Annotated in this window: 21 protein-coding genes; 4 read left to right on the top strand and 17 right to left on the bottom strand. The window is 67.4% G+C overall.

Annotated elements, in window-relative coordinates:
• Positions 1-198: 198 nt before the first annotated feature.
• The 4 genes from B1A78_RS11575 to B1A78_RS11560 all read right to left on the bottom strand — a co-directional run bounded on the left by B1A78_RS11575 (position 199) and on the right by B1A78_RS11560 (position 4,790).
• Entirely contained in the window at positions 199-1,266 is a 1,068-nt protein-coding gene (locus B1A78_RS11575) for an LLM class flavin-dependent oxidoreductase (protein WP_077147112.1), read from the bottom strand.
• Positions 1,263-2,174, bottom strand: a complete 912-nt coding sequence (locus tag B1A78_RS11570) for an aldo/keto reductase family oxidoreductase (protein ID WP_077147111.1) — start codon at positions 2,172-2,174, stop codon at positions 1,263-1,265. The genes B1A78_RS11575 and B1A78_RS11570 overlap by 4 nt, the downstream gene beginning before the upstream one ends.
• Positions 2,175-2,373: 199 nt before the next feature.
• A complete protein-coding gene (locus B1A78_RS11565; RefSeq protein WP_077147110.1) occupies positions 2,374-3,624 on the bottom strand; it encodes an MFS transporter in 1,251 nt (416 codons plus the stop codon).
• 161 nt (positions 3,625-3,785) lie between these two features.
• Entirely contained in the window at positions 3,786-4,790 is a 1,005-nt protein-coding gene (locus tag B1A78_RS11560) for a LacI family DNA-binding transcriptional regulator (RefSeq protein ID WP_077147109.1), read from the bottom strand.
• Positions 4,791-4,938: 148 nt separating this feature from the next.
• On the opposite strand from B1A78_RS11560, the gene B1A78_RS11555 reads away from it, so the two are divergent.
• The 3 genes from B1A78_RS11555 to B1A78_RS11545 are packed head-to-tail and all read left to right on the top strand — an operon-like array spanning position 4,939 to position 7,416.
• The gene (locus B1A78_RS11555) at positions 4,939-6,045 is read left to right on the top strand and encodes a YeiH family protein (RefSeq protein WP_256837937.1); all 1,107 of its coding nucleotides are present in this window, start codon (positions 4,939-4,941) and stop codon (positions 6,043-6,045) included.
• A 43-nt stretch (positions 6,046-6,088) separates the two neighbouring features.
• Positions 6,089-6,895: a formate dehydrogenase accessory sulfurtransferase FdhD gene (gene fdhD, locus B1A78_RS11550; protein ID WP_077147108.1), complete on the top strand. Its 807-nt coding sequence runs from the start codon at positions 6,089-6,091 to the stop codon at positions 6,893-6,895.
• Entirely contained in the window at positions 6,892-7,416 is a 525-nt protein-coding gene (locus B1A78_RS11545; RefSeq protein WP_077147107.1) for a molybdenum cofactor guanylyltransferase, read from the top strand. The genes fdhD and B1A78_RS11545 overlap by 4 nt, the downstream gene beginning before the upstream one ends.
• Here B1A78_RS11545 and B1A78_RS11540 read toward each other — a convergent pair.
• The 13 genes from B1A78_RS11540 to B1A78_RS11480 form a co-directional block, all read right to left on the bottom strand.
• Positions 7,411-8,061, bottom strand: a complete 651-nt coding sequence (locus B1A78_RS11540) for a DUF1345 domain-containing protein (RefSeq protein WP_083734092.1) — start codon at positions 8,059-8,061, stop codon at positions 7,411-7,413. The two genes, B1A78_RS11545 and B1A78_RS11540, sit on opposite strands and share 6 nt — an antisense overlap.
• On the bottom strand, positions 8,048-10,327 hold the full coding sequence (locus B1A78_RS11535; RefSeq protein WP_077147106.1) for an FdhF/YdeP family oxidoreductase: 2,280 nt from the start codon (positions 10,325-10,327) through the stop codon (positions 8,048-8,050). The genes B1A78_RS11540 and B1A78_RS11535 overlap by 14 nt, the downstream gene beginning before the upstream one ends.
• Positions 10,328-10,423: 96 nt before the next feature.
• Positions 10,424-12,052 (bottom strand): glycosyltransferase family 39 protein, encoded by a 1,629-nt coding sequence (locus B1A78_RS11530; protein ID WP_077147105.1) that lies wholly within the window; start codon positions 12,050-12,052, stop codon positions 10,424-10,426.
• A gap of 1 nt (position 12,053) precedes the next feature.
• Complete coding sequence (locus B1A78_RS11525) at positions 12,054-12,968, bottom strand: class I SAM-dependent methyltransferase (RefSeq protein ID WP_077147104.1); 915 nt, start codon at positions 12,966-12,968, stop codon at positions 12,054-12,056.
• Positions 12,965-13,387 carry a GtrA family protein gene (locus B1A78_RS11520; RefSeq protein ID WP_256837932.1) on the bottom strand — a complete coding sequence of 141 codons (423 nt, stop codon included), beginning with the start codon at positions 13,385-13,387 and terminating at the stop codon, positions 12,965-12,967. Before B1A78_RS11520 ends, B1A78_RS11525 begins: the two co-directional genes overlap by 4 nt.
• A complete protein-coding gene (locus B1A78_RS11515; protein ID WP_256837930.1) occupies positions 13,384-15,207 on the bottom strand; it encodes a thiamine pyrophosphate-binding protein in 1,824 nt (607 codons plus the stop codon). The genes B1A78_RS11520 and B1A78_RS11515 overlap by 4 nt, the downstream gene beginning before the upstream one ends.
• On the bottom strand, positions 15,204-16,217 hold the full coding sequence (locus B1A78_RS11510) for an NAD(P)-dependent oxidoreductase (protein WP_077147102.1): 1,014 nt from the start codon (positions 16,215-16,217) through the stop codon (positions 15,204-15,206). The genes B1A78_RS11515 and B1A78_RS11510 overlap by 4 nt, the downstream gene beginning before the upstream one ends.
• Positions 16,214-17,455, bottom strand: coding sequence for a hypothetical protein (locus B1A78_RS11505; RefSeq protein WP_256837928.1), 1,242 nt, complete (start codon positions 17,453-17,455; stop codon positions 16,214-16,216). The genes B1A78_RS11510 and B1A78_RS11505 overlap by 4 nt, the downstream gene beginning before the upstream one ends.
• A gap of 59 nt (positions 17,456-17,514) precedes the next feature.
• Positions 17,515-18,498 (bottom strand): glycosyltransferase family 2 protein, encoded by a 984-nt coding sequence (locus tag B1A78_RS11500; protein ID WP_077147100.1) that lies wholly within the window; start codon positions 18,496-18,498, stop codon positions 17,515-17,517.
• Positions 18,495-19,589 (bottom strand): capsule biosynthesis protein, encoded by a 1,095-nt coding sequence (locus tag B1A78_RS11495; protein WP_077147099.1) that lies wholly within the window; start codon positions 19,587-19,589, stop codon positions 18,495-18,497. The genes B1A78_RS11500 and B1A78_RS11495 overlap by 4 nt, the downstream gene beginning before the upstream one ends.
• Positions 19,586-21,427 (bottom strand): SLBB domain-containing protein, encoded by a 1,842-nt coding sequence (locus tag B1A78_RS11490; RefSeq protein ID WP_077147098.1) that lies wholly within the window; start codon positions 21,425-21,427, stop codon positions 19,586-19,588. Before B1A78_RS11490 ends, B1A78_RS11495 begins: the two co-directional genes overlap by 4 nt.
• Positions 21,427-22,254, bottom strand: coding sequence for an inositol monophosphatase family protein (locus B1A78_RS11485; protein WP_306171653.1), 828 nt, complete (start codon positions 22,252-22,254; stop codon positions 21,427-21,429). Before B1A78_RS11485 ends, B1A78_RS11490 begins: the two co-directional genes overlap by 1 nt.
• A 4-nt stretch (positions 22,255-22,258) precedes the next feature.
• Entirely contained in the window at positions 22,259-23,068 is an 810-nt protein-coding gene (locus tag B1A78_RS11480; RefSeq protein WP_179102030.1) for an aldolase/citrate lyase family protein, read from the bottom strand.
• 349 nt (positions 23,069-23,417) lie between these two features.
• Here B1A78_RS11480 and B1A78_RS23115 point away from each other — a divergent pair.
• Positions 23,418-23,613: M23 family metallopeptidase (locus B1A78_RS23115; protein ID WP_179102029.1), on the top strand; the 196-nt coding region annotated here is incomplete at its 3' end.

The following is a 23,613-nucleotide window of genomic DNA, read 5'->3' as shown; positions in this document are numbered from 1 at the left end:
TGCGCGCAGGCAGCGGCGTCGGGATCGCCCGCGAACAATCCGCGGGTGCCCGATAGCGAGGAGATGGCGATGCTCTATGCGCAGGTCTGGGCGGGGTAAAAACCGTCGCCCCCGCGAAAGCGGGGGCCGCTGGCGGTTTACGCAGCCGCTGAGAGCTTGGCCGATAGCGGCCCCCGCTTTCGCGGGGGCGACGGTCCCCTACAGCTCCAGCGGCCCGTGCGTCATCTTCGGCAGCACATGGCGCGCGAAGAGGTCGGCTTCGGCGGCGTGCGGGTAGCCTGACAGGATGAACGCCTCGATACCCATGTCCTGATAGCGGGCGAGCTTCGCGAGCACCTGGTCGGGGTCGCCGACGATCGCGGCGCCGCAGCCCGATCGGGCGCGGCCGACGCCGGTCCAGAGATTGTCCTCGACATAGCCGTCGTCGGAGGCGGCCTCGCGCAGGGCGACCTGCGCGTTGACGCCGAACGATTGGGAGTCGAGCGACTTCGCCTTGATCTCGGCGCCCTTCGCGGCGTCGAGTTTCGAGAGCAGGCGGTCGGCGGCGGTGCGGGCTTCGCTTTCGGTGTCGCGCACGATCATATGCGCGCGGTAGCCGAACTTCAGTGTGCGGCCATAAGCGGCGGCGCGCGCGGTCATGTCGGCGATGATGTCCTTCACCACCTCTTCGCGGTCGGGCCACATCAGGAAGACGTCGCAGCCCTTCGCGGCGGCGTCGCGCGCGGCGGGGGACAGCCCGCCGAAATAGAGCGGCGGCGCCTTGCCCGAGACGGTGCCGACGCGCGCGGGCGCGACCTGCAGCTTCCAGAACTCGCCGTCATGGTCGAGTTCTTCGCCGTTGAGCAGGGTCTTGAGGATATGCATCGCCTCGACCGTGCGGCGGTAGCGCGGTTCGGAGTCCATCGTCTCGCCCGGCATGTCCGACGAGATGATGTTGACCGTCAGGCGGCCGCCGAGGATCTGGTCGATCGTCGCGATCTGGCGCGCGAGCTGCGGCGGCCAGCTTTCGCCGATGCGCACCGCCATCAGCAGGCGGATGTTCTTGACCATCGTCGCGATCGCCGCGGCAAAAGCGGTGGTGTCGATGCCGAGCGCGTAACCCGAGGGGAGCAGGATATTGTCGAACCCCAGGGTGTCGGCCTGCACCACGATGTCGCGGCAATGTTCCCAGCTCGACTTGAGCATCGGATCGGGAACGCCCAGAAATTCATAGTCGTCGTCGCAGAGCGCCGAAAACCAGCTGACTTCGCACGAGCGGTCGGTCATGGCAGATTCTCCCCCATCGATGTTTGCAGCACCGCATACCATTCGGCGCGCGTCCAGCGCGGGGCGAAGGCCTGCGGAATTTCCCTGATCCGGTCCGGATTTTGCGTGCCGACGATCGGGATCGGGCGTGCGGGATGCGCCATCACCCAGCTGTAGGTCGCGGCGGCGCGCGAGACGCCATATTCGGCGGCCTTCGCGTCGAGCAGTCCGGCGACTGCGCGCGTGCGCTCGTCGGCCGGATCGCCGAGCCGGCCGCCGCCGAGCGTCGACCAGGCGAGGAAGGCCATGCCGCGCTCCATCGACTGGTCGAAGATGCCGTCGAACAGCGGGGCGAGGTGCAGCGGCGAAAATTCGCTCTGGTGGCTGACCAGCGGAACGGGGAGGAATTTGGCGAGCGCGGCGGCCTGCGCGGTCGTGAAGTTCGACACGCCGATCGCGCCGATCTTGCCCGCCTTGTGCGCGTCCTCGAGCGTCCGTGCGATTTCCTGCGGATGGGTGAGCAGGTCGGGACGGTGGATCTGCCACAGTTCCACATGATCGGTGTTCATGCGTTTCAGCGAGATGTCGATCGCCGAGGTGAGGTACGCGGCGCTGCTGTCATAGGGAGTGCCGAGGATGATCCCGCCCTTGGTCGCGAGTATCATGCGGTCGCGCAGTTCGGGCGCCTCGGCAAAGACCCGGCCCAGCAAGGCTTCGGCCGAACCGAAGCCGTCGGGGGTGTCGCAGCCATAGATGTCGGCGGTGTCGAACAGGGTGACCCCCGCCTCGAACGCCGCGTCGATGCGCGCGCGGGCGACGCTGACATCGGCGCCGGCAAAGCGCCACATGCCCCAGGCGATCGGAGCGACGTCATGACCGGCGAGGTTGACGGTCGCGGGAGCGGGAAGAAAATCTGACATCGCTGTCATATACTCCAAATGTTGGTCGGATGGAAGCGGGTTATTCGCAAATCAGATAGGAGACGACGGACCTCGCCAGGTCCGAAATCCTACCCCTTTTTGTGCCTTGGTGCCTTTGTGTGAGATTTCGAATTTTCACACAAAGACACAAAGGCACAAAGAAGATTAAGGCGGGTCCCCGCTTTCGCGGGGATGACGAAGGCGGCATTCAATGCGCCAGCACCTGCACTTCGCCGTCGTCGTCCTCGTCGATCGCGACGATTTTCGGCAGGATGAGGTGGATCGCGGCGAGCGCGACGAGATAGGTCCCGGCGCAGACGAGGAACATCGGCATATAGCCCCTGCCCGTGTCGAGCGACCAGCCCGCGAACTCGATCATCGCCATGCCCGAGAGGTTGCCGGCAAAGGCGCCGATGCCGATCGCCGAGCCGACGATCCGCGCCGGGAAGACGTCGGTGGTCAGGCCGAAGAGGTTGGTCGAGAAGCCCTGATGCGCAAAGAGCGCGAGGCCGAGGATCATCGCCGCGACCCACGCGCTGTCGACCCCGACGAGCAGCGGCACCGGCAGGATGAGCAGCGCGTAGATCAGCATCGTCGTCTTGCGCGCGGCGTTCACGGTCCAGCCGCGGCGGCCCATCAGCCACGAGGGCAGGAAGCCGCCGGTGATGCCGCCAAGCGCGGCCATCAGATAGACGAAGGCGACCGGATAGCCGAGCGTGCCCTGCGTCAGCCCGAACAGGCGGTGGAACAGGTCGGGCATGAAGAAGAGCAGGAACCACCACACCTGATCGGTCAGCGCTTTCCCGAGGATCACCGCCCATTGGCGGCGGTCGCGGAGCAGGCTGCTCCACGCGATCTTCGGCGCGGCGGCGTCGCGCGCGGCATTGGGCTGTTCGGGAATGCGCACCATCAGCCAGACGACGACCCAGACGAGCCCGAGCCCGCCCGCGATCAGGAAGGTCGCCTGCCAGCCCCACATCAGCGCCATCACGGGGATCAGCAAGGGCGTCAGGATCGCTCCGACATTGGGCGCGATGCCGCCGAGACCGAGGACGAAGCTGCGTTCCTTGGCGTTGAAATAAGTGGCGGCGGTCTTCACCGCTGCGGGGGTGCCGATCGATTCCGCGGCGCCGAGCACCGCGCGCGAGGCGACGAAACCCGAGACGGTGGTCGCAAAGGCATGCGCCATGCCGGCGAGGCTCCACACCCCGACGCCGATCGCGAAGCCCCAGCGCAGCCCGACGCGGTCGATGAACCAGCCGGTACCGAGGAAGGCGATCGCGGCGGCGAACTGGAAGGCCGAGGCCATATGGCTGTAGTCGCGGTCGCTCCAGTCGAATTCGAACTGCAGCGTCGGCTTCAGAAGCGCGAGAATCTGGCGGTCGACATAGTTGAGGACGATCGCGACGAACACGAGCCCCACCACCAGCCAGCGGCGTTTATCGGCGATTTGCGCCAAGATCGTCTCTCCCCGAATCTGTCCTTGGCCGATAAGATAACGTTGTCATAGCGCGAAGGACAGCGAATTCTTCACTCGTCATTGCGAGCGAAGCGAAGCAATCCAGAGCGGCCGTGCACGGCTCTGGATTGCCGCGTCGCCTTCGGCTCCTCGCAATGACGTTAGGTTTTAGGCCCTGCGGTCGACCCGCGCACGATCAGTTCGTGCGGCAATTGCCGCCGCTCGATCGTCTCGCCGAACTCGAGCAGCAAGTCGGCGGCGGCATAGCCTAGGTCGCGGATCGGCTGGCGGATCGTCGTCAGCGACGGCCAGACGACCTGCGCTAGGTCGGTGTCGTCGAAGCCCGCGACCGACAATTGTTCGGGAACCGAGACGCCCAGGCGATGCGCCGCGGCGAGCACGCCGGCGGCCATTTCGTCGCTGCTCGCGAAGATCGCGGTCGGCGGCTCGGCGAGCGCGAGCAGCGCCTCGGCGGCGGCGGCGCCCGACTGGAAATCGAACTGGCCGGGCTGGACGAGGGCGGCGTCGAAACCGATGCCCGCGCGCTGCAGCGCCTGCCGGTAACCGGTCAGACGCTGGCCGCTGGCGAAATAATTGGCATGGCCCGTGACGAGGCCGATCCGCCGGTGGCCGAGCGAGATCAGATAGGCCGTCATGTCGTCGGCGGCCTGCACATTGTCGATGTAAACCGCTGAGGTTGCGGTCAAATCGGTCCCCGGCTGGACACGGACGACAGGGATCTTGCGGCGAAACAATTCGGCGAGCGCGGTGCCGACGTCGGTCACCGGCGGGGTCATGATGATGCCGTCGAGCTGCGCCTGGTCGATCAGCGCGCCGATGTCGTCGACGAGGCCGGGCGAGTTGATGTCGCACGGCTGGATGATCATGCGGAAATTGGCCTCGCGGCAGCGCTGCCCGACCCCCGCCTGCATATTGAAGATATAATAGGGGCTGGGGTTGTCGTGGATCAGCCCGATCTGGAACGAGCGCCGCCCGGCGAGCGTGCGCGCCGCGAGGCTGGGGTGGTAGTTGAGGCGCGCGACTGCCTCCTCGACCTTTTGCCGCATGTCGTCGCTGACATAGCGTTCCTTGTTGAGCACGCGCGACACGGTCTTGATCGACACGCCGGCGACGCGCGAGACATCCTTGATCGTCGCCCGGGTCATGCGCGCATGCGCTCCGCACCCGGCTGGCCTTTTGTCGTCACGGCGTCGCTTCCCCTGCTGACCATCGCTGTCTGCTTAAGCCGTGCGCCCTGCCCTTCGCAAGAGAAGCCTTGCGCGCGCGGCTCGCTTGGCGATATGGCGCGTCACTATGACAGCGCTGGACAGAAACGAACTGACGTCGATGCGCCACGCGCATTGGAACAACCTGCCGAGCGGCGGCGACCTGTTCGGCGAACTGCATCTGGCGCAGACCGCCGCGGGCACCGCGCCGAAAGGCAGCTTCTTCCCCGGCCTTGCCGCCTGCGCGGCGGCGTCGGCGGCAGCGGCGTGGCTGTCGGACCATTATGGCTTTCCGATCATCCTGCTCGGGCTGCTCGTCGGGCTCGCGCTCAACTTCATCTCGGCCGACGAGCGCACGCATCGCGGGCTCGATTTCGCGTCGCGCACCTGCCTGCGGATCGGCATCGTCGTGCTCGGACTGCAGGTGACCTTCGCACAGATCGCAGTGCTCGGCGCCGGGCCGTTCGGCGCGCTGCTCGTCGTAATGGCGCTGACGATCGGCGCTGGGCTGCTCGGCGCGCGGATCGCGGGCCAGTCGCCCTACGCCGGGCTGCTCGCGGGCGGCGCCACCGCGATCTGCGGCGCCAGCGCGGCGCTCGCGCTCTATGGGGTGATCGGGCGCCAGCGGCTGCCGCAGGCGCAGTTCGCGCTGACCCTCGTCGGCATTTCGCTCGCCAGTGCGCTCGCGATGACGCTCTATCCGATGCTGGCGGCCGAATTCGGCCTGTCCGACCGGCAGGCGGGCTTCCTGATCGGTGCGTCGATCCACGACGTCGCGCAGGCGATCGGCGGCGGCTATGCCTTTTCGAACGCCGCGGGCGCCGACGCGACGGTGGTCAAGCTCGCACGCGTCGCGCTGCTCGCGCCGGTGGTCGCGCTGGCGAGCCTGATGCTGCGCCCCGAGGGCGGCGACGGCGCGCCGCGCGGCCTGCTCCGCCGGCTCGCCCTGCCCTGGTTCATCGTCGCCTTCCTCGCGCTCGTCGTGCTCAACAGCCTGGTCGCGACGCCCGCCGCGGTGCAGGCGTGGGCGCTGACCGCGTCGAAGGCGCTGCTGCTGTTCGCGGTGACCGCGACCGCGATGCGGACGCAGCTCGGGCTGCTGATGACGATGGGCTGGCGTGCCGCGGTGCCGGTGGCGCTTGCTACGCTGGTCAGCTTCTGCGCGTCGCTGCTCTTCGTCTTCGTGCTGATCTAGCGGCGGCGCTTGCGCGGCGGCCGCAACCCCCTATGGCAAAGCGATGACGCCGCTCCAGACCGTTTCCAGAACGATGCGCCGGCTCGACTTCGCGGGTACCGACGATGCCGCAACCCCGCGCGCGCTGCCGATCGAGGCGCCGATCTCGGTCGAGGTTTGCGGCATCGGCTATGCGGTGATGATGGCGACACCGTCGGACCTCGAGGACTATGCGGTCGGCTTCGCGCTCGGCGAAGGGCTCGCCGAAAGCGCGGCCCAGATCCGCAGCATCGACGTCCACCCGCTCGAAGGCGGCATCGCGCTGCGGATCTGGCTGCCGCCCGAACGCACCGAAATCGCGCTCGAACGTGCGCGCAAGCGCGTTAGCGAAAGCAGCTGCGGCTTGTGCGGGATCGAGAATATCGAGCAGATACTGCGCCCCCAGCCCCCGCTCACCGCGCGCATCGCGACCGACCGCAACGCGATCGCGGCGGCGCTCGCCGCGCTGCCCGACCAGCAACCGCTGGGCGCCGCGACCGGCGCCGCGCATGCCGCCGCCTTTTGCGCGCCCGATGGCCGCATGCTTTGCGTGCGCGAGGATGTCGGGCGGCACAATGCGCTCGACAAATTGATCGGCGCACTCGCCCGCGCGGGAATCGATCCGGGCAGCGGCTTCATCCTGCTGTCGGCGCGCTGCAGTTATGAACTGGTCGAAAAGACGGTGCGCGCGGGCTGTCCGATGCTGGTCACCATCTCGGCCGCGACCAGCCTCGCCGCCGAGCGCGCCATCGATGCGGGGCTGACCCTCGTGACGCTTGCGCGCGCCGACTCGGCGCTGGTCGTCGGCGACGAACGCGGGCTGATCGCATGAAGACGCTCGGCGCCGTGCTTGCGGGCGGGCGCTCGTCGCGCTTCGGGTCGGACAAGGCGGAAGCGCTGCTGGAAGGACAAAGCCTGCTCGACCATGCGCTGGCGGCGCTGCGTCCGCATGTCGATGCCGTCGTTATCGTCGGCCGCGCCACCCCGGATCAGCCGATGATCGCCGACTGGCCGGCGCCCGACTTGGGACCGATGGGCGGCATCGCGGGGGCGCTGCGCCATGCGGAACAGGAGGGTTTCGACCAGCTGCTCTGCATCTCGGTCGACTGCGTCCGCCTGCCCGCCGACCTGCGCGCGCTGCTCGAACCCGCGCCCGCCTATCTTGCCAGCCAGCCGGTGATCGGGCTGTGGCCGGTGTCGGCGCGTCACGCCTTCGAAAAACAGCTCACCGAAAGCGACGACCGTTCGGTCCGCCGCTTCGGCAACGGCATCGGCGCGCGCGCGGTGATGAGCGATTTCGTGCCGCCGAACATCAACAGCATCGCCGACCTCGACCGCCTGACCGGCCTATAGTCCGCCGAGCGCGTTCACCGTGAACGCCAATATCCCCATGTTGAACAGGAAGGCCGCCATGCAATGGCCGAGCACGACGCGGCGCATATGCGCGCCGGTGACGCTGACGTCGGAGGTCTGGAAAGTCATGCCGAGCGTGAAGGCGAAATAGAGGAAGTCCCAATAATCGGGCTCATGTGTGCCGGGGACGTCGAGCCCGCCCTGGTCGCGCCCCTTCGCCTGCAGGTAGAAGAGATGCGCATAGTGGAGCGTGAACATCATGTTCGCGAACAACCAGGCGAGCGCGAGCGTCGCGACAATCAGGATCACGTCCTTCCGCCCGAGGCTGCCGGGATCGGCGATCAGCGCGCCGACGGTGAACAGGATCACGAGCGACAAGAGCGCCGAAATCGCCAGCAGCCCGGCGCGGTTGGCGTCGTTCGCCTCGGCGCGCCGCCGCATGCCGTCGGCATCCGACGACAGCAGCGGTACCACGATGGCGAGAAACACGATCGCGGCAACATCGAAGCCAAGCAACAAGGCGGTACGCGGATCATAATCCAGCGCCGCCGCTCCGCCGGTCGCGACGATCAGCACCGCGGCAAAGATCAGGAAACGGACCGGCGCGATATGTCGCCCGGGCGCGAAGGCCTTATTCCGCTCCACCGCTCGCCACGATGCGCACGGGGATCGACTTGGCTGCCGGACAGCCGCTGATCCTGTCGTAAAAGGCGAGCGGCAGCAGCGGGTTGAGCTCGGGATAATAGCCCGCGACCGACCCGCGCGACATCGGATAGTCGATGATCGTCAGCCCCTCGACGCGCCGCGCGATCCCGTCGCCGCCGATCGTTTCGACCCCGACCTTCGTTCCCGCCGCCAGCCCACGGTCGGCGATGTCGTCGGCGTTCATGAACAATATCATCCGGTCGCCATACACGCCGCGATAGCGGTCGTTGTAGCTGTAGATCGTCGTGTTGAACTGGTCGTGCGAGCGCACCGTCGCGAGCCGCAGCATCGCGAGGTCGGCGACGGGGGCGTTGGCGTGCAGCCCCGGCAGGATCAGGAAATTGGCTTTGCCGTTCGGGGTATTCCACACGCGGCGGCGCGGCGCGATGTCGAGGTGGAACCCCATCGGCGCCTTGATCCGCTCCGAAAACCCTTCGTAGAGCGCGGGATAGACGGCGGCGATCCTGTCGCGGATCGCGTCATAATCGTCGATATAGCGCGCCCAGTCGACCCTGCTTTCGGGCAGGGTCGCCATCGCGATGCGGCACACGATCTCGGTCTCGGTGAGCAGATGCTCGCTCGCGGGATCGAGCACGCCGCGCGACGCGGTGACGTTCGACATCGAATCCTCGATCGTGACGAACTGTTCGCCCTTCGCGGTCGCGATCCGCTCCGACCGCGCGATCACCGGCAGGATCAGCGCATCCTCGCCATGCACCAGATGCCCGCGGTTGAGCTTGGTCGCGATGCCGACGGTCAGCTTCAGCTTGCGCATCGCGGCATAGGCGCGATCGGTGTCGGGCACCGCGCGCACGAAATTGCCGCCGAGCCCGATGAAGACCTTCGCGGTCCCCGCCTGCATCGCCTCGATCGATTCGACCGTATGATGGCCGTGCGTGCGCGGCGGTTCGAAACCGAACACCTCGCGGACCTTGTCGAGATAGGCTGCGCTCGGCTTCTCGTCGATGCCGACGGTGCGGTCGCCCTGCACGTTCGAATGACCGCGGATCGGCGAGATACCGGCACCCGGCCTGCCATAATTCCCCTTGAGCAGCAGCAGGTTGGCGATCTGCTGGACGAGCCGCGATCCTTCCTGATGCTGGGTGATGCCCATGCCGTAACAGATGATCGTCGCGTTCGAGCGGATGTAGATTTCGGCGCAGCGGCGGATCTGTTCCTCGGCGATGCCCGACACCGCGACGATCTCGTCCCAGTTCTGCCCGGCAATATCGTCGCGAAGCGCCGCATAGCCCGCCGTATGCTCGGCGATAAACGCCTGATCGAGCACCGCCTCGCCCGCATCCTCGCGCTCGAACAGCGCCTTCATCATGCCCTTGAGGAAAGCAAGGTCGCCGCCGATCGCGATATGGACGAACTCGCTGCTGATCTCGGTGGCGCCGAAGGTCGCCATCTGGACGATGTCCTGCGGCTCGGTGAATTTAATCAGCGCGCGTTCGGGCATCGGGTTGACCGCGACGATCGGCACCCCGCGTTTGCGCGCCTCGACGAGCGGCGTCATCATCCGCGGCGCGTTGGTCCCTGCGTTGTGGCCGATCAGGAAAATCGCCTCGGCATGCTCGAAATCGTCGAGGATCACCGTGCCCTTCCCCACGCCGATCGAATGCGGCAGCCCCCGGCTCGTCGGTTCGTGGCACATGTTCGAACAATCGGGGAAATTGTTGGTACCGAACTCGCGCACGAAGATCGAATAGAGGAAGGCGGTCTCGTTCGCAGTACGGCCCGAGGTATAGAATTCGGCCTCGTTCGGATCGTCGAGCGCACGGAGGTGCCGACCGATCAGCGCGAAGGCATCGTCCCAACTCACCGGCACATAATGGTCGGTCACGGCGTCGTAGCGCATCGGCTCGGTCAGCCGCCCCTGCATCTCGAGCCAATAGTCCGACTGGTCCATCAGCGCGGTGACGCTGTGCTGCGCAAAAAAGTCGCGCGTCACGCGGAATTTCGTCGCCTCGTGCGCGAGCGCCTTGGCGCCATTTTCGCAAAATTCGAGTTTCTTGGTGCAGGTCGCGTCGGGAAAGGCGCAGCTCGGGCATTTGAAGCCGCCCGGCTGGTTCATCGACAGCAGGGCGCGCGATCCCTTGCCGACGACGCTCTGCTCCATGAGCACTTTCGCGGTCGCTGCCGCCGCGCCCCACCCGCCTGCAGGGTGGTTGTAGGTCCGGTATTTCGGCTTGTTCCCTGCCATTCGATTCCGTCCATCCACTGATAGGTCGGCAGGATAGGATATTTCGATCGCGCTGATAACCACGACCTTGGTCGTATCGCGCAGAACGACGGAAATTTATTGCAGCGGCGCGAGTTCGATCACCTGCACCTCCGGACCGCTGCTGTCGCCCGGCACCGCTTTCGCGCTGAAACGCAACCGCCCGTTCGCGAGCAACCGGTCATAGCGCGCGAGTTCGCCGCGATAGGCCGCAGGGTCGGCGCGGTATCGCAGATGGTTGGTGACGACCGCATAATCGGCCCGACAGCTCTCGATCCGCGCCATCGCGACATGGCCGACATCGACCACCGCCCCGCCGCCGCGCGTGCGGTCGACCTTGGAATTGCTCACCCGCCCGGCAAGCAAATCGCGCACCTCGACGCAGCCCGCCGATCCCATCGGAAAGCGCAGCGCAAAGGGGGCGCCGAGCAGGTCGAAGGCGGCATGTTCGATCAATATGCTGCTGCCCGCGGGCGCGTGCGCGCGCAACCAGGCCGAGGCGATCTGGCGCGTGTCGTGGCGGCGCTCGGTCGCTTCGCTCCGCGCGGTTCCGATCATCGGCAGCAACAGCAGCCCCAACGCGAGTGGCTGCACCGCGCCGCGCATCGGGTGCGCCGGGAGCAGGTCGGCCAGCCCGCACAGCGCGCGCGCGACGGCAATCGCGGCGAAAGGCAAGAGAGGCACGATCCAGCGCTCCCAGCGCAGCGACTGCCCGCTGATCATCGCAAGGAACAGCAGGCCGAAGGGCAGGATCACGATCGTCCACCGGCGCGCATTGCCCGCGCCCCAGACCGTCCCGAGCACGGCCAGCGCCAGCCCGGCGATACCCAGCGACGACAGCAACGGCCCCGCGGCGTACCAGCCGAGATTGCCGAAAAATCCCTCCCCGGTCGCACCGGGGTGCAGCGGCCGCGCCTCGCCCGACAGATTCTGCGCCACCGTAGCATGATCGAGCAGCAGATAGGGCGACACGACGATCAGTGTGAGCGCGGCGGCAGCCATCAGCCACAGCGGCCCCCGCCAGTCGCGGTCCCCCTCGGCGCGTCGCCCAGCCCAGGCGCAGAGCGCGGTCACGCCGACCGCCGCCGCAGGCCATTTGGTGGCGCAGGCAAGCCCGGCGCACAGCCCCGCGATCAGATAATCGCGCCGCCGCCCGCGCTCGGCGACCGTCAGCGCCGCCAGCGCGCCGAGCAGGATGAAGACGCTCGCCTGCACGTCGGTGCGGATGATCTGCGAATATTCGATATGGACGGGATTGACCGCGAGCACTGCCGCCGCGACCAGCCCGACCCGCACGCCGCCCAGCCTTTTGCCGAGCCGCCAGGTGAGCCAGACGCAGAGCAACCCGCAAGCGACGATCATCAGCCGCGCGGGCAAGAACAATATGCCCGGATCGGCGTAGACCGCCGCCGCCAGCGCATCGGCGTCGGCGTAGCGCCCGGTGGCAATCCCGATGCCGGCGACGCCCGCGATGACCAGCGCGATCGAATAGAGCGTCGTTGTCCCCGGATGGCCGAACCAGCCGGGATTGAGGCTCTGCTTTTCGAGCATCTCGAGCGCGGTCGTGACGAACAGCGCCTCGTCGGGATCGTTGAGCGCGGGCAGCCCGAAGCCGACGCCGTCGAGGCGCAGCCACAGCGCGAGCAGCAGGATTGCCAGCAGCGCCGCACGTTTGAGCCAGCGCTGCCGGGAAGCGGTGACCGCCATCTCAGTCGGCGCTGGCGAGGGTGAGCATATTACCGAGCCGCAGTCCGACGGGCCATCGGGGCAGCGGCAAATGGAGCTCGCGCAGCCCCGCCGCCTGCAGCGCCTGTCGCCCGAGGAAATCGACCGGAAAGACGTTGCGGCTGCGCTTGACGCGCACCGTGCCGAAACCCGCCTGTCGCAACTGGCGTCCGATCGTGCGCGGATTGTAGAGCTGGGGGTGCTGGAGGCAGAAGACCGGCCAGCGGCGCCCGAGCAGGCGGCGCATCGCCGAACGTTCGTTGTGCGTGACGATGATCAGCACCCCGCCCTGCCGCAGCTTCGCCCGCACCGCGCGCAGCATCGGCGCGGGGTCGAGCAGATGGTCGAGCACATGCACCATCGCGGCGAGGCTGACCGATGCATCGGGCACCGCCGACAGGTCGGTCATGTCGGACTGGATCGTGGTCGGCATCGCGCCGACCGCACGGCGCAGTTCGGGATGCACGGCGCGATTGGGCTCGAACAGCCAGAAGTGGCGAAAGCGCCCGCGCCTCGCGGCTTCGCGCGCCAGATGACCGACGTCGGGACCGATTTCCAGATAGGCGCCGCCCGCGACCACCGACGGCGCGGCATCGTCATAATAGCCGCGCTGCGTCGCCGCGATCGCGCTTTCGGGCACTACCGCCATGTTCGGCAACATCGCCGAATAGAGATCGGTCAACTGGCGCTGGTCGAAGAAGTCGCGGTTGTAGAGCTGCTCGCACTGCGCGCAGCGATGATAGGTGAAGAAACGCCGTTCCTGGTCGATGCCGTACCAATAGGGGTGCAGATCGCGGAGCGAGCAGGCCTCGGCGCGCGGCTCGCTGGCAATCTCCTCGCGCGCGTCGTGTGACCCGCAGAGCGGACAGGCGCGGTCCCGGAGCGCGGGACTGCTCATCGTACGCCATGATCGCGAAAGGTGACGCGGCTGTGCCAGAACCAGCTGCCGACGATCAGCACCAATGTGAAGCCGATCTGCGCGACCACCGGCGGCACGCCGCCGAGTTCGACGAGCAAGGGCAGTGCCACCCAATTGGCGGCATAATTCACCGCATAGAAGCTGGAGAAGGTACCGAATTCGCGCAGCAAATCGCCGCGCGTGCGGAACACCCCAAGCTTGTACGTCATGAAGGCGAAGCACAGGCAGACGATCTGTGCCACGCCCAGCGCCACCAGATAATGGGTGTGGAACTCGGGCACCGCCCACAAGAGCAACGGGTAGAAGGCGAGCCCGAAGGCGGTGTTGAGCGCCCCCGCCGCAAGGAAGCGCAGCGGCTTGCCCAGGCGGAGGAAGCGCACCGTCATGATCTGGCTCATGCCTCGTCCATCAGCGCGATGCGCATGTTCGCCGCGAGCGTCTCGCGCGGCAGGAAGGGCGACAGATCCTCGAGCGCGGGCGAGGTGATGCGCCCGTCGGCATGCTGCTTCGCGCCGAGCTTGGGGGCGAAACCGACATGCTCGTCGACCATGATCTCGCAGAAGGCCGGGCCATCCGCCGCGAGCGTCGCCGCGATGGCACCCTCCAGTTCAGCATGGCTCGCGGCGCGGGCGTAGGCAAAGCCGAAGGCGGCCGCGATCTTCGAAAAATCGGGGAAGGTAACATTGCTCTTCGGCCCGCCGCCGACTTCCTGCCCGTTGAAGAAATTGCGCTGCGTCTGGAAGATCGAGACATAGCCGCTGTTGTTGATCAGGATGACCTTCACGGGAAGGTTGTAGCCCGCGATCGTCTGCATCTCCTGCAAATTCATCATGATGCTGCCGTCGCCGGCGATCGCGACGACGCGCTGCTGACCTTTGGTGGCGGCGCAGACGCCGATCGCGGCGGGCAGGTCGTACCCCATCGTCGCGCAGCCCGAATTGGTCCACAGCCGCTGGCCGTGCTTCAATTGCGCCGCCTGGAACCCCACCACGCAGGCGCTGCCGTTGCCGGTGACGACGATGTCGTCTTCGCCGAGCTGCGCGAATAATTCGTCCATCGCGACATAGGGGTGCACCAGCACGTCATGCTCGCGATATTCGGGCAGCACCGCGGGGAAGGCCGCGACGCGCCCGCGTGCCCAGCCGAGCCATTCGCGCTGCGCGTCGCTCGGCCCGGCATAGGGCTGCGCCAGCAGCGCCGGGATCAGCTCGGCGAGGTCGGCGGTCACCGGCATGTCGGCGACGACGGTCGGCTTCGCGAGTTCGACGGGGTCGATATCGACCCAGATCTTGTACGCCTCGCGCGCGAAGCTCTTCCAGTTGTAGCTCACCTGCCGGATGTTGAGCCGGCTCCCCAACACCAGCAGCAGGTCGGCGCTCTGCGTCACCATATTGCCGCCGCGATCGCCGACCGTGCCCGGCTTGCCGCAGTTGAGCGGGTGGTCGGTCCACAGCGCGTCATGCGCGTTCCAGCCGGTGACGACCGGCACGCCCAGCCGCTCGATCAGCGCGATGAATTCGGCATGCGCGCCGCTCAGCCGCACCCCGCTGCCCGCAAAGACGACCGGACGCTCGGCGCTGGCGATGCGGTCCAATATCTCGGCCGCAACCTTATCGAGATCGTCGCGCCGCCACGGCTCGTCGAGTTCGGCGGGATCGAAACCGGGCAGCAAATCCTCGGGATCGATCTTCGCCGCCTGCACGTCGAGCGGGATATCGAGCCACACCGGCCCCGGCCGGCCGTTCGCCGCGAGATACAGTGCCTTTTCGAGATGGTAGCGGATCGAGCGCGGGTCGGTGACCATGGTGACATATTTGGTGATCGGCCGCACCAGTTCCTCGATATCGAGTTCCTGGTCGCCATATTGGCGCAGCGGCAGCCCCGTGTGGCGCACCGTCGTCTCGGTCTTCACCTGCCCCGAAATCACCAGCATGCCGATCGAATCGACATAGGCGCCATAGACGCCGGTGATCGCATTGGTGCCGCCGGGCCCCGAGGTGACATTGACCACCGCGAGCCGGTTGGTCAGCCGGTAATAGGCCTCGGCCGCCATCGACAGCGCCTGTTCGTGATGGGTGAAGGTCGTCGTCAGCGCGGGATGCATGCCGAGCGAATGGTTGAGGTGCATCGCGCCCCCGCCGGTCAGCATGAAGATATCGGCGATGCCGCGGTCGGCAAGAAACTGGGCGACCCAGTCGGAGAGCTTGATCTGGCTCATTTTTTCCATCCATTGAAGATTGCGGTGCGGCGGATCGCCGCATCGAGGGAGATTGTCGGTTCGACGCCGAGGCTTTCGCGGACCAGCGCGGTCGAGGGAACGTATCGCCCGGGGTTCCACCCCGCGTCCTCGCGACCCAGCACTTCGACGCCGGGTCCGCCGAGCACGGCGGCGGTGCGGCGCGCGAGGTCGGCGATCGACACCGCCTCCTCGGACCCCATATTCCAGGTCGCGCCGCGCGGCGCACGCAGCAGCATCAGCCACAGCCAGGCGGTCAGGTCGGCGGCGTAGAGATAGGAGCGCACCGCGGTGCCCGCGCTCTCGATGCGGATCGCCCGCCCCGCCATCGCGTCGCGGATGAAATTGCCCGCGGCGAAATGGATGTCGAGCGACAGCAAGGGGCCGAGCAACGCGAAGATGCGTGACGTCACGACGTCGAGCCCGAACTGCTTGCCATAGATGGCGCAGAGCAGTTCGGCGGCGCGCTTGCCCTCGCCATAGGCCGATTTCGGGTCGCGCGGATCGGGACCGCCGGACCAGTCCTCGGCGACATGCGTCACGTCCCACGGCTGCGCGCCATAGACCGCGCCCGAACTCAAAAAGAGCATCCGCCCCGCTCCGCGCTCGACAGCCAGATCGAGCGCGTTCCGCGTGCCGCTGACGATCGTGTCGAACATCCGGCGCGGGTCATGCGCGTTGAGATAAGCGCTGGCGTCGGTCGCGGCGTGGATGACATGCGTGAAGCGGCCCGCGGGCGCGACGAAGTCGCAGACATCGCCCGCAACGAACTGGAATCTCCTGGCAAGATGCGGCGCCTTCACCGCAAAGGCGGCGGGATCGCGGCTCAGGATCACGACCTCGGCATCGCACGCCGCGCGCGCGAGCGCTTCGAGCATCCAGCGGCCGATAAAGCCCGTGCCCCCGGTAATGAAGATGCGCGCGCCGTTCAGCCCCGCCCAGTGCGGTGCGAGCTGGCGGTCGATCGCCGTGAGGTCTTCGTCGAGGATCATGCCGGCACCAGTCCGAGCGACGGCCGGCTATCGCGGTGCGCGCGCGCCACCCGCGCGATGCTGTCGAGCGACAGCGCCCAGACGATCAGGACGATCAGCCCCGGGCGGATGAAATGCCCCGCGGTCAGCCCGAAACTCGCGGTCACCGTCCGCTCGCCGAGCCAGCTGTTGCTCGTCACGTCGAGCACGGTCGCGAGCGGCCAGTCGCCGACGAGGCAGAGCAGATAGGCACAGGCGATCGCGGCGATCGGCCCTGTCCCCTCCCACTTTTCCATCAGAACAAGGAAGAGCAGGAAGAGCTGTGTGTAGCCCCCCGGCGATTGCGTCACCAGATAGGCGCCAAGCAATATCGCCGCGATGCGGTGCGTCGGCAGCGCCCTCGGCTGAAGCCATGCCGCCGCGAGCGCCGCAAGTGCGACGAGTTGGGTCGACCGGATGACGATCGGCACCAGAAACTCGATCGTCTCGATCAGCCGCGACGGCACGAATTGCAGCAGCGGGATGTCGAGCGTGCGGAACATCAACAGCGGCGCGTAGCTCGTTGAATAATTGACCTCGTTCCACACCTGCCCGCCCTGGAAGACGACCCAGTTGGCGGTGTTCGACGCGAGTTCTATCGGCGTCCCCGACCCCACCAGCGCGAGCGTGACGAGATAGAGCGCTATCGTCGCGATCCCGGCGACCTCGAGCGTGCGCCAGTCGCGCTTCACCGCATGCGCGAACATCGGCAGCACCAGATAGGGTTTGAAATTGATCGTCACCGCCGCCGCGAACCAGCGCCACGGCTTCGACGCAGTCACCGGCCCATGCGCGATCATGAAGAAGGCGAAGGCGACGAGGATGAGGTTGCCGCGTTCGAGCGTGAACAGCATCGGCAGCCCCAGCGCGATCGCGAGCGTCCGCATCGGCGCGGTGCGGCGGTCGAGGCGACGGAAGCAGACCCATGCGAGCGCCACGTCGATCAGGTAGAAGGCATGGATCGTCGAACGCGCCAGCCAGTCGCAATCGCGCGCGGTGAAGCTGTTGTGCAGATAACAGCCCGGCAGGCTCGTCGCGTCGAGGAACACGAACGACAGCGGCGGATAGATGCTCCGCCACACGTCGTAAATGCCGCGATTATTCGCCCAATAGGCGGTGTTGAACCAGTCCATATAGGTGTCGTTGGTGTCGAACACGAAGGGCTGCGGCAGGTAACCGGCGTCGCGGAAGACATGCAGCGTCCACCCCGCGCTCGCCACGACGGCGAACGCGAGCAAGACCTCCGGCCACAGCGGAAGCAGGCGGGCGCGCGGCGACGTCATGCGCGGCGGATGAGTGTGCGCGCCGCGGGCCGTGTGCGCGGCACGGGAAAATTGATCCGTTCCTCCTCGATCACCAGCGGCACGTTGCGGCTGCGTTCGGCGAGCATCCGCACCTGCTCGCCGATCAGCCCGAGGAAGAGCAGCAGCACGGCAAAGATCAGGAAACCGAGCGAGAGGCCGAGCAGCGCCCACACCGGCCCATCGAAGGCCAGCGCCACCGGCGCGGCAACGAGCAGCCCGAGCGCGAGCAGCCCGACATAGAAGGACAGGAACAGGGGCAGACGCAGCAGCGACTTTGCCGACCCCGCCAGCCCCGACAAGGCGAAGGACGCGAGCGCGGCAAAATCATTCTTGCTCTCGCCCGCCGCGCGCTCGGGGCGGTCGAACGGCACGAGCGCGATGCGAAAACCGCTTTCGACCACCATGCCGCGAAAGAAGGGTTCGGGCTCGTTCCACGTCGCGAGCGTGTCGATCACCTCGCGGTCGAACAGCCCGAAACCCGTCGCGCCCGGGATCACCGGATAGTCGCCGAAGCGGTTCAGGAAGCCATAGCCGAGGTGTCGCGCCGCGCGCAGCAGCGGCGACGCCCTTTCCGACCGCCGCTGTCCCAGCACGACCTGTGCGCCGTCGCGCCACTGGCTCAGAAATTCGCGGATCAGCCCCGGCGGGTCCTGGAAATCGGCGCACATGCCGATCACCGCCTGCCCTTCGGCCTGGTACAGCCCATAGGTCGGCGAGCGCATCTGGCCGTAATTGCGGTTGTTGAGGATCACCCGGACACGCGGATCATCGGCGCAGATCGCGCGCATGATGTCGCGCGTGCCGTCGGTCGAGCCATTGTCGATCAGGATGATCTCGTGCCCCAGCGCGTGGCGCTCGGCCTGCACCGTCACCGCAGCGCAGATCGCGCGCACATTCGCCGCCTCGTTGAAGCAGGGAATGACGATCGACAATTCGGGGGGCGCATCCTGTCCCGTCATACCGCGCGTTTCCCGAACAGCCGGATGCCCGTCGCAGGGGCATAGATTTCGGTGAAGATCGCGCCGAGCATGACCAAAGCGAGCAGCGCGACCGCGGCGACATTATATTTGCGGTCGGCGTCGAGGCGCGGCGCTTCGAGCACCTGCACGCTCGCCGCAGTTTCGCCTGCCAGCGTTTCGACCGCCACTTCTTCGGACGAGCGCGCATAGACCTCGTACAGCGCCTGCGCGAAGCGATAGTCGCGATAGAGGTTGAGATATTCGCCCGACACCTCGCTGAGTCCCGCGACATTCGGCCCCGCCGCGCCCGCCGCGGGCTGCGCCGAGCGCGCGATCTGCGCGCGCAGCGACGCGACCTCGGTCTGCACCGTCATCAGCTGCGGATTTTCGGGACCCTGCACCTTTTCGAGCGTCTGCAGTTCGACCTGCTTCGCCTGCAGCCGCGCCTCCAGCCCCGCACGCACCGACAGCGCCGCGCCGAGTTCGGCCTGCGGTTCGGCGAGCCGGTTGCGGCGGCGGAAATCATTAAGCGCCTGTTCGGTCGCGACAACGCGGTCGCCGGCTTCGCGGAAGCGCTGCATGACGATCGCGCGCTTGCGCTCGACGCGATCCTTGCCGAGCGCGACGATGCGCGTGCCGATCGCGGCGACATAGGCACGTGTCAGCTTCTCGGCCTCTTCGGCGTCGTGCGTGCGCGCCTCGACCTCGACGATGCCGCCGGTCAGCGTGTGGACGTCGACCTTTTTCGCGAGCGCGATGCGCGCGCTGGTCACATCGTCATAGCCACCGGGGCCGACGAGCTTCAGCGACTTGATCACCGCATCGGCAACCTCTGCGCTGCGGCTGACCGCGAGATACATGTCGGTCTGCTGCTTCGCACCGCCGAACAGCGCGGCAAAGCCCTGAAGCTGACCGCCGAGCGCGTTGAGCGTCGAGCCTAGCCCGATGCTGCTGCTGTCCTGCGGCAGCAGCTTCGCGCGCGCGACATAGGGCTGCGGAAAGATCGTCAGCAGCGCGAGGAGCAGCGCGGCGATCGCATAGCAGCGCCGACGCCAGCGCGGATCGGCGATCATGCCCGTCAGACGGTTCATCGCGTCACCGCCGCGACCGAGGCCGCCCCGACCAGCCCGCTGAACAGCGTCCCGGTGATATCGCGCAGCCGCGCCCAGAATTCGCCGCGATTGGCGTCGATCGGCACATAGACGAGGTCGCCGGGCAGCGCCGGCGCCTTGAGCGCGCGCTTGCCGCCCGCCAGCACCGTGCCATTGGCGCGGACGACGAAAATCTCGTCCTTGTCGCCGATATTCTGCACCCCGCCCGCCGATTTGACGAAATCGGCGACCGTCGCGCCATCGCGATAGGCGAAGGAGGCCGGGCTCGGGACCGCGCCGAACACCCCGACCGTCACCGGCCGCGCCGGGATATGTACGATGTCGTTGTTCTCAAGGATCAGGTCGGCGGGCAGCGCCGCGCTGTCGACGGACATGTCGAAGACCAGCCGCCCGTCGGGCTCGCGCTTGCGCAGCTGGTCGACGATGCTGTTGATCAGCGCGATATTGCCCGGCTGCGCGAGCTGGGCGCGATTGACCGAGGTCACCGGCTGCGCCGCGAGCAGCAGTTCGACATCGTCGATCGCGCGGTCGTAGCTCAGCCGTTGCTGGTGCTTGACGCTCTCGCGCGTGATGACGCTGGCATAGGGAAAGGCCTCGCCGGTCAACCCGCCCGCCTGCGCGACGACATCGGCCATGCGCGTGCCGGGTTGGACATAGTAATGGCCGGGCCGTGCGACCTCGCCGCTCAGCGTGACGAGTACCGGCTGCTGACGCAGCGGGCGCGCGATGCCGATGTTCGACAGGATGCGGATCACGTCGCCGCGCCGCGCCTTGCTGCTCGCGGCGTCGGCAGCCGACAATTCGCGCCAGCCGCTCGCATCGGGGTTCAGCGCGTTAAGCAACATCAGCCGCCCGTCGTCGGCGACGGTGCTCACTCCGCCGGCGTAGACGATCGCGTCGGTGACCGTTTCTCCGGGCGCGAGTTCGAAGATCGCCTCGCGGTTGATGCTGCCGATCACCGCGACCTCGGCGCCCGCGGGTGCAACATACAGCACGTCGCCATTCTGCAGCACCGCGTCGCCGCGCGTGTCGCCTTTCAGCAGCAGGTCGTAGAGGTCGAAATCGGACACGAGCTGGCCGCCGCGGCGAAGCTGGACCGAACGGAAACTGCCGCCCGATGCGGGGCCGCCCGCCGCCATGACGACGTTGACGAGGGTCGACAGGCTGTTCGCGCTGTACGATCCCGGCCGCGCGGCGAAGCCGGTGACATAGACGGTGATGCCCTTGAGCTTCGCGACCCCGACCTCGAGGTGGAAACCGCGATACTGGCGCGACACCTCGCGCTCGATCACGCCATGGACATCGCCATAGCGCACCCCGCCAACGCGGATCGCGCCGACGCGCGGCACGAAGATGCGCCCCTCGCTGTCGATAACGAGCCGCAGGCCCGACGCCTGCACCGACCCGGTAAGGCCGATCAGCAACTCGTCGCCGGGGTTGAGCCGGTAATCGGGCGGGATCGCGGTGGTCGCGGGCGCGGTGAAATCGCGCGCGCCGGGGACCAGCAGTTCGGATCCGAAACGGCGCAGCGGCTTGCCTGCGACCGACGACACCCAGGTTTCGAATTCGCTCGGCGGCGGCGCGACCTTCGCGACCGGTTGGCGGTCCGCCGGTTCGGGAACGGCTTCGGGCGTCGGCGCCTCGATCACCGCCGGCACGATCGGCGGCAGTTCGACCACCGGCACCGCCACCTGTTCGGCGGCACCGCGGCTCGCCGCCGTGTCGCCCGCACCGCCGACCGGCGACGCGAGTTGCGCCGACGCGGGCAGCGCGCCCAGCAAGGACAGCGCCGCCAGCGCCTTCCACCCATGAATCATCAGATTGCTTCTTCCATTTCGACCAGCCCGGCTTCGGCGCCGAGCAAGATGTCCGCCGCCGTCTGCCAGAGGTCGGGCGTCGTCGCGGCGAGCATGCCCTGCCCCGTCCCGCCGACGCGGTACGGCCGCCCGTCCCAATGCGTCGCCTTCCCGCCGGTTTCGGTCAGGAACAAAGCGCCCGCCGCATGGTCCCAAGGCAGGATGCGCTGGAACAGCGCGATATCGTCCTGCCCGAGCACGAGGCGCGGGTAGCTTTCGGCGGCGCAGCGCGGCACCGGCTGGACGTCGAAGGCGCGGCGCGCGGCGCCATGCACCCGGTCGCGGCGGATCGCCGACAGGAAATGCGTGCCGAGCGCCGCGCGCGGCTGCTTGCGCCGGGTGCTGCGCGCCCGCGCCGGGCGGCCGTCGACCGTCGCACCCTGTCCGCGTTCGGCGTAGCACATCCGCCCCGCCAGCGGGTCGAGCATCCAGCTTGCCAGCGGCTCGCCATCCTCGACCAGCGCGACCATCATGCCGAAGGGCGCACGCCCGGCGGCAAAATTGGCGGTGCCGTCGAGCGGATCGATCAGCCACACGAGTCCGAGGCCTGCCTCCGCGAGCAGATCGGGGTCAAGCTCGGCCGCCTCCTCGCCGATGATCCGCGCGCCAAGCCCGAGCTTCGCGAGCCCGTCATGCAGCCGCCGCTCGCATTCGCGATCGACGATCGTGACGACCTCGCCCTTGCTCTTCTCGTCGATGTCGCCCGGTGCGAGCCGGCGAAAGCGCGGCATCATCACCTCGGCGGCGACCGAGCGCATCAGCGCCTCGACCTGCTCGCGCGGAAGCACCGGATCAGGCCGCCAGGCTGGCGGGCGCCACGCGCTTGGCGACGGCGGCACGCTCTTCCATCATGCGGATGCGCGGCAGGTCTTCGGCGGCGATCGCGCCATAATAGTCGCGCTTGTTCTGCAGCCAGGCGAGTTCGAAGGCGACCGCATTGGCGACCCCGGCGTCAAAGTTCGCCGCTTCCACCGCCGCACCGTCGAACACGATCTTGCGCGTTTCGAACCGGTCGAGCCGCACGGCGCGGATTTCGCGCAGCGCCGCCGCCGCCTCGACCGACACCGACCCGCCGACAACGAGTTCGAGGTCATGGCTGGCGCAAGCATGCGCCGCGCGCAGCACCGCGTCGGTGATCGCGCGGTCGTTGATCGCGCCGCGCGGCAGGCCGCGCGACAGGGTAAAATCGACGCGGCCGAAGACGATGCCGTCGATCTCCTTGGCGAGCGGCAGCATCGCGTCGAGATTCTGGAGCGTCGTCTCGGTCTCGAGGTTGAACAGCAGGCGCGTGTCGCCGCGGTCGGCGCCATAGACCTTGCTGCCGGCGTCGACGAATTTCGACAGCGCATAGGGCGTCTCGATCATCGGCGCGATGATGTAGTCGGCGCCATAGAGCTTCGAGGCATGGAGGTCGGTGACCGCTTCGCAGCCGCCGATCTTGAGCGCGAATTTCAGGTCGGCACGCCAGGTCAGTTCGAGCAGGCGCAGCAGTTCGTCGGGGCGCGTTCCTTCGGCCTCGAACTCGGCCTTGACCGCGACCACGCCAAAATCGTCGCGGCCTTTTTTGAGCATGTCGAGCATGCGCTTTTCGGTGGAATTCATTTTCCGCTTCCTTTCGGTGCAAAGGCTGGTGACAAAGCCAAAGACGAAGAAAGGCGGCGTATTCCGTAACGATTTCGGCCAATTTTTATTTTTGCACATCGGTCCAAGGGAAGCCCGGAACGGCTACGTCATAATTAGAAATGCCAGTCCCCCCGGCTCTCCGTTTCCCCATCGCCCTCGGGCTGCTCTGCATCGCGGCAAGCGCGAATGCAGCCGAGGCGGAATCGCTGCCGACGGGCGACAGCAGCCTTGTCCGCGACCGGATGACCGGCTGGTCGGCGCCGCCGCCCGAACCGGTGCTCGCGCCGATCCGATCAATGGCAGCCACCGCGTCCATGCCGGGCTCGACATGCCCGGGCGCGCGGGCACGGCGATCCTCGCCGCCGCGCCGGGGACCGTCGCCTTTGCAGGGACAGCCGGCGGCTATGGCCAGATGGTCGAGATCGACCATGGCGGCGGCCTGCGCACCCGCTACGCGCACCTCTCGCATATCCTCGTCAGCCCCGGCGAGGCGGTGTCGGTGCAGCAGACGATCGCGCTGATGG

The organism is Sphingopyxis sp. KK2 (assembly GCF_001990265.1).
Taxonomy (GTDB): domain Bacteria; phylum Pseudomonadota; class Alphaproteobacteria; order Sphingomonadales; family Sphingomonadaceae; genus Sphingopyxis.
Note: the sequence above shows the minus strand (reverse complement) of the source record. Positions and strands in the feature narration are given on the sequence as shown.

Coding starts and splice junctions, on each gene's coding strand:
- B1A78_RS11520 (WP_256837932.1), bottom strand. CDS start 13,387: ATGAGCCAGATCATGACGGTGCGCTTCCTCCGCCTGGGCAAGCCGCTG.
- B1A78_RS11570 (WP_077147111.1), bottom strand. CDS start 2,174: ATGACAGCGATGTCAGATTTTCTTCCCGCTCCCGCGACCGTCAACCTC.
- B1A78_RS11515 (WP_256837930.1), bottom strand. CDS start 15,207: ATGAGCCAGATCAAGCTCTCCGACTGGGTCGCCCAGTTTCTTGCCGAC.
- B1A78_RS11535 (WP_077147106.1), bottom strand. CDS start 10,327: ATGGCAGGGAACAAGCCGAAATACCGGACCTACAACCACCCTGCAGGC.
- B1A78_RS11490 (WP_077147098.1), bottom strand. CDS start 21,427: ATGATTCATGGGTGGAAGGCGCTGGCGGCGCTGTCCTTGCTGGGCGCG.
- B1A78_RS11575 (WP_077147112.1), bottom strand. CDS start 1,266: ATGACCGACCGCTCGTGCGAAGTCAGCTGGTTTTCGGCGCTCTGCGAC.
- fdhD (WP_077147108.1), top strand. CDS start 6,089: ATGACGCCGCTCCAGACCGTTTCCAGAACGATGCGCCGGCTCGACTTC.
- B1A78_RS11480 (WP_179102030.1), bottom strand. CDS start 23,068: ATGAATTCCACCGAAAAGCGCATGCTCGACATGCTCAAAAAAGGCCGC.
- B1A78_RS11510 (WP_077147102.1), bottom strand. CDS start 16,217: ATGATCCTCGACGAAGACCTCACGGCGATCGACCGCCAGCTCGCACCG.
- B1A78_RS11530 (WP_077147105.1), bottom strand. CDS start 12,052: ATGGCGGTCACCGCTTCCCGGCAGCGCTGGCTCAAACGTGCGGCGCTG.
- B1A78_RS11495 (WP_077147099.1), bottom strand. CDS start 19,589: ATGAACCGTCTGACGGGCATGATCGCCGATCCGCGCTGGCGTCGGCGC.
- B1A78_RS11500 (WP_077147100.1), bottom strand. CDS start 18,498: ATGACGGGACAGGATGCGCCCCCCGAATTGTCGATCGTCATTCCCTGC.
- B1A78_RS11545 (WP_077147107.1), top strand. CDS start 6,892: ATGAAGACGCTCGGCGCCGTGCTTGCGGGCGGGCGCTCGTCGCGCTTC.
- B1A78_RS11555 (WP_256837937.1), top strand. CDS start 4,939: ATGACAGCGCTGGACAGAAACGAACTGACGTCGATGCGCCACGCGCAT.
- B1A78_RS11525 (WP_077147104.1), bottom strand. CDS start 12,968: ATGAGCAGTCCCGCGCTCCGGGACCGCGCCTGTCCGCTCTGCGGGTCA.
- B1A78_RS11560 (WP_077147109.1), bottom strand. CDS start 4,790: ATGACCCGGGCGACGATCAAGGATGTCTCGCGCGTCGCCGGCGTGTCG.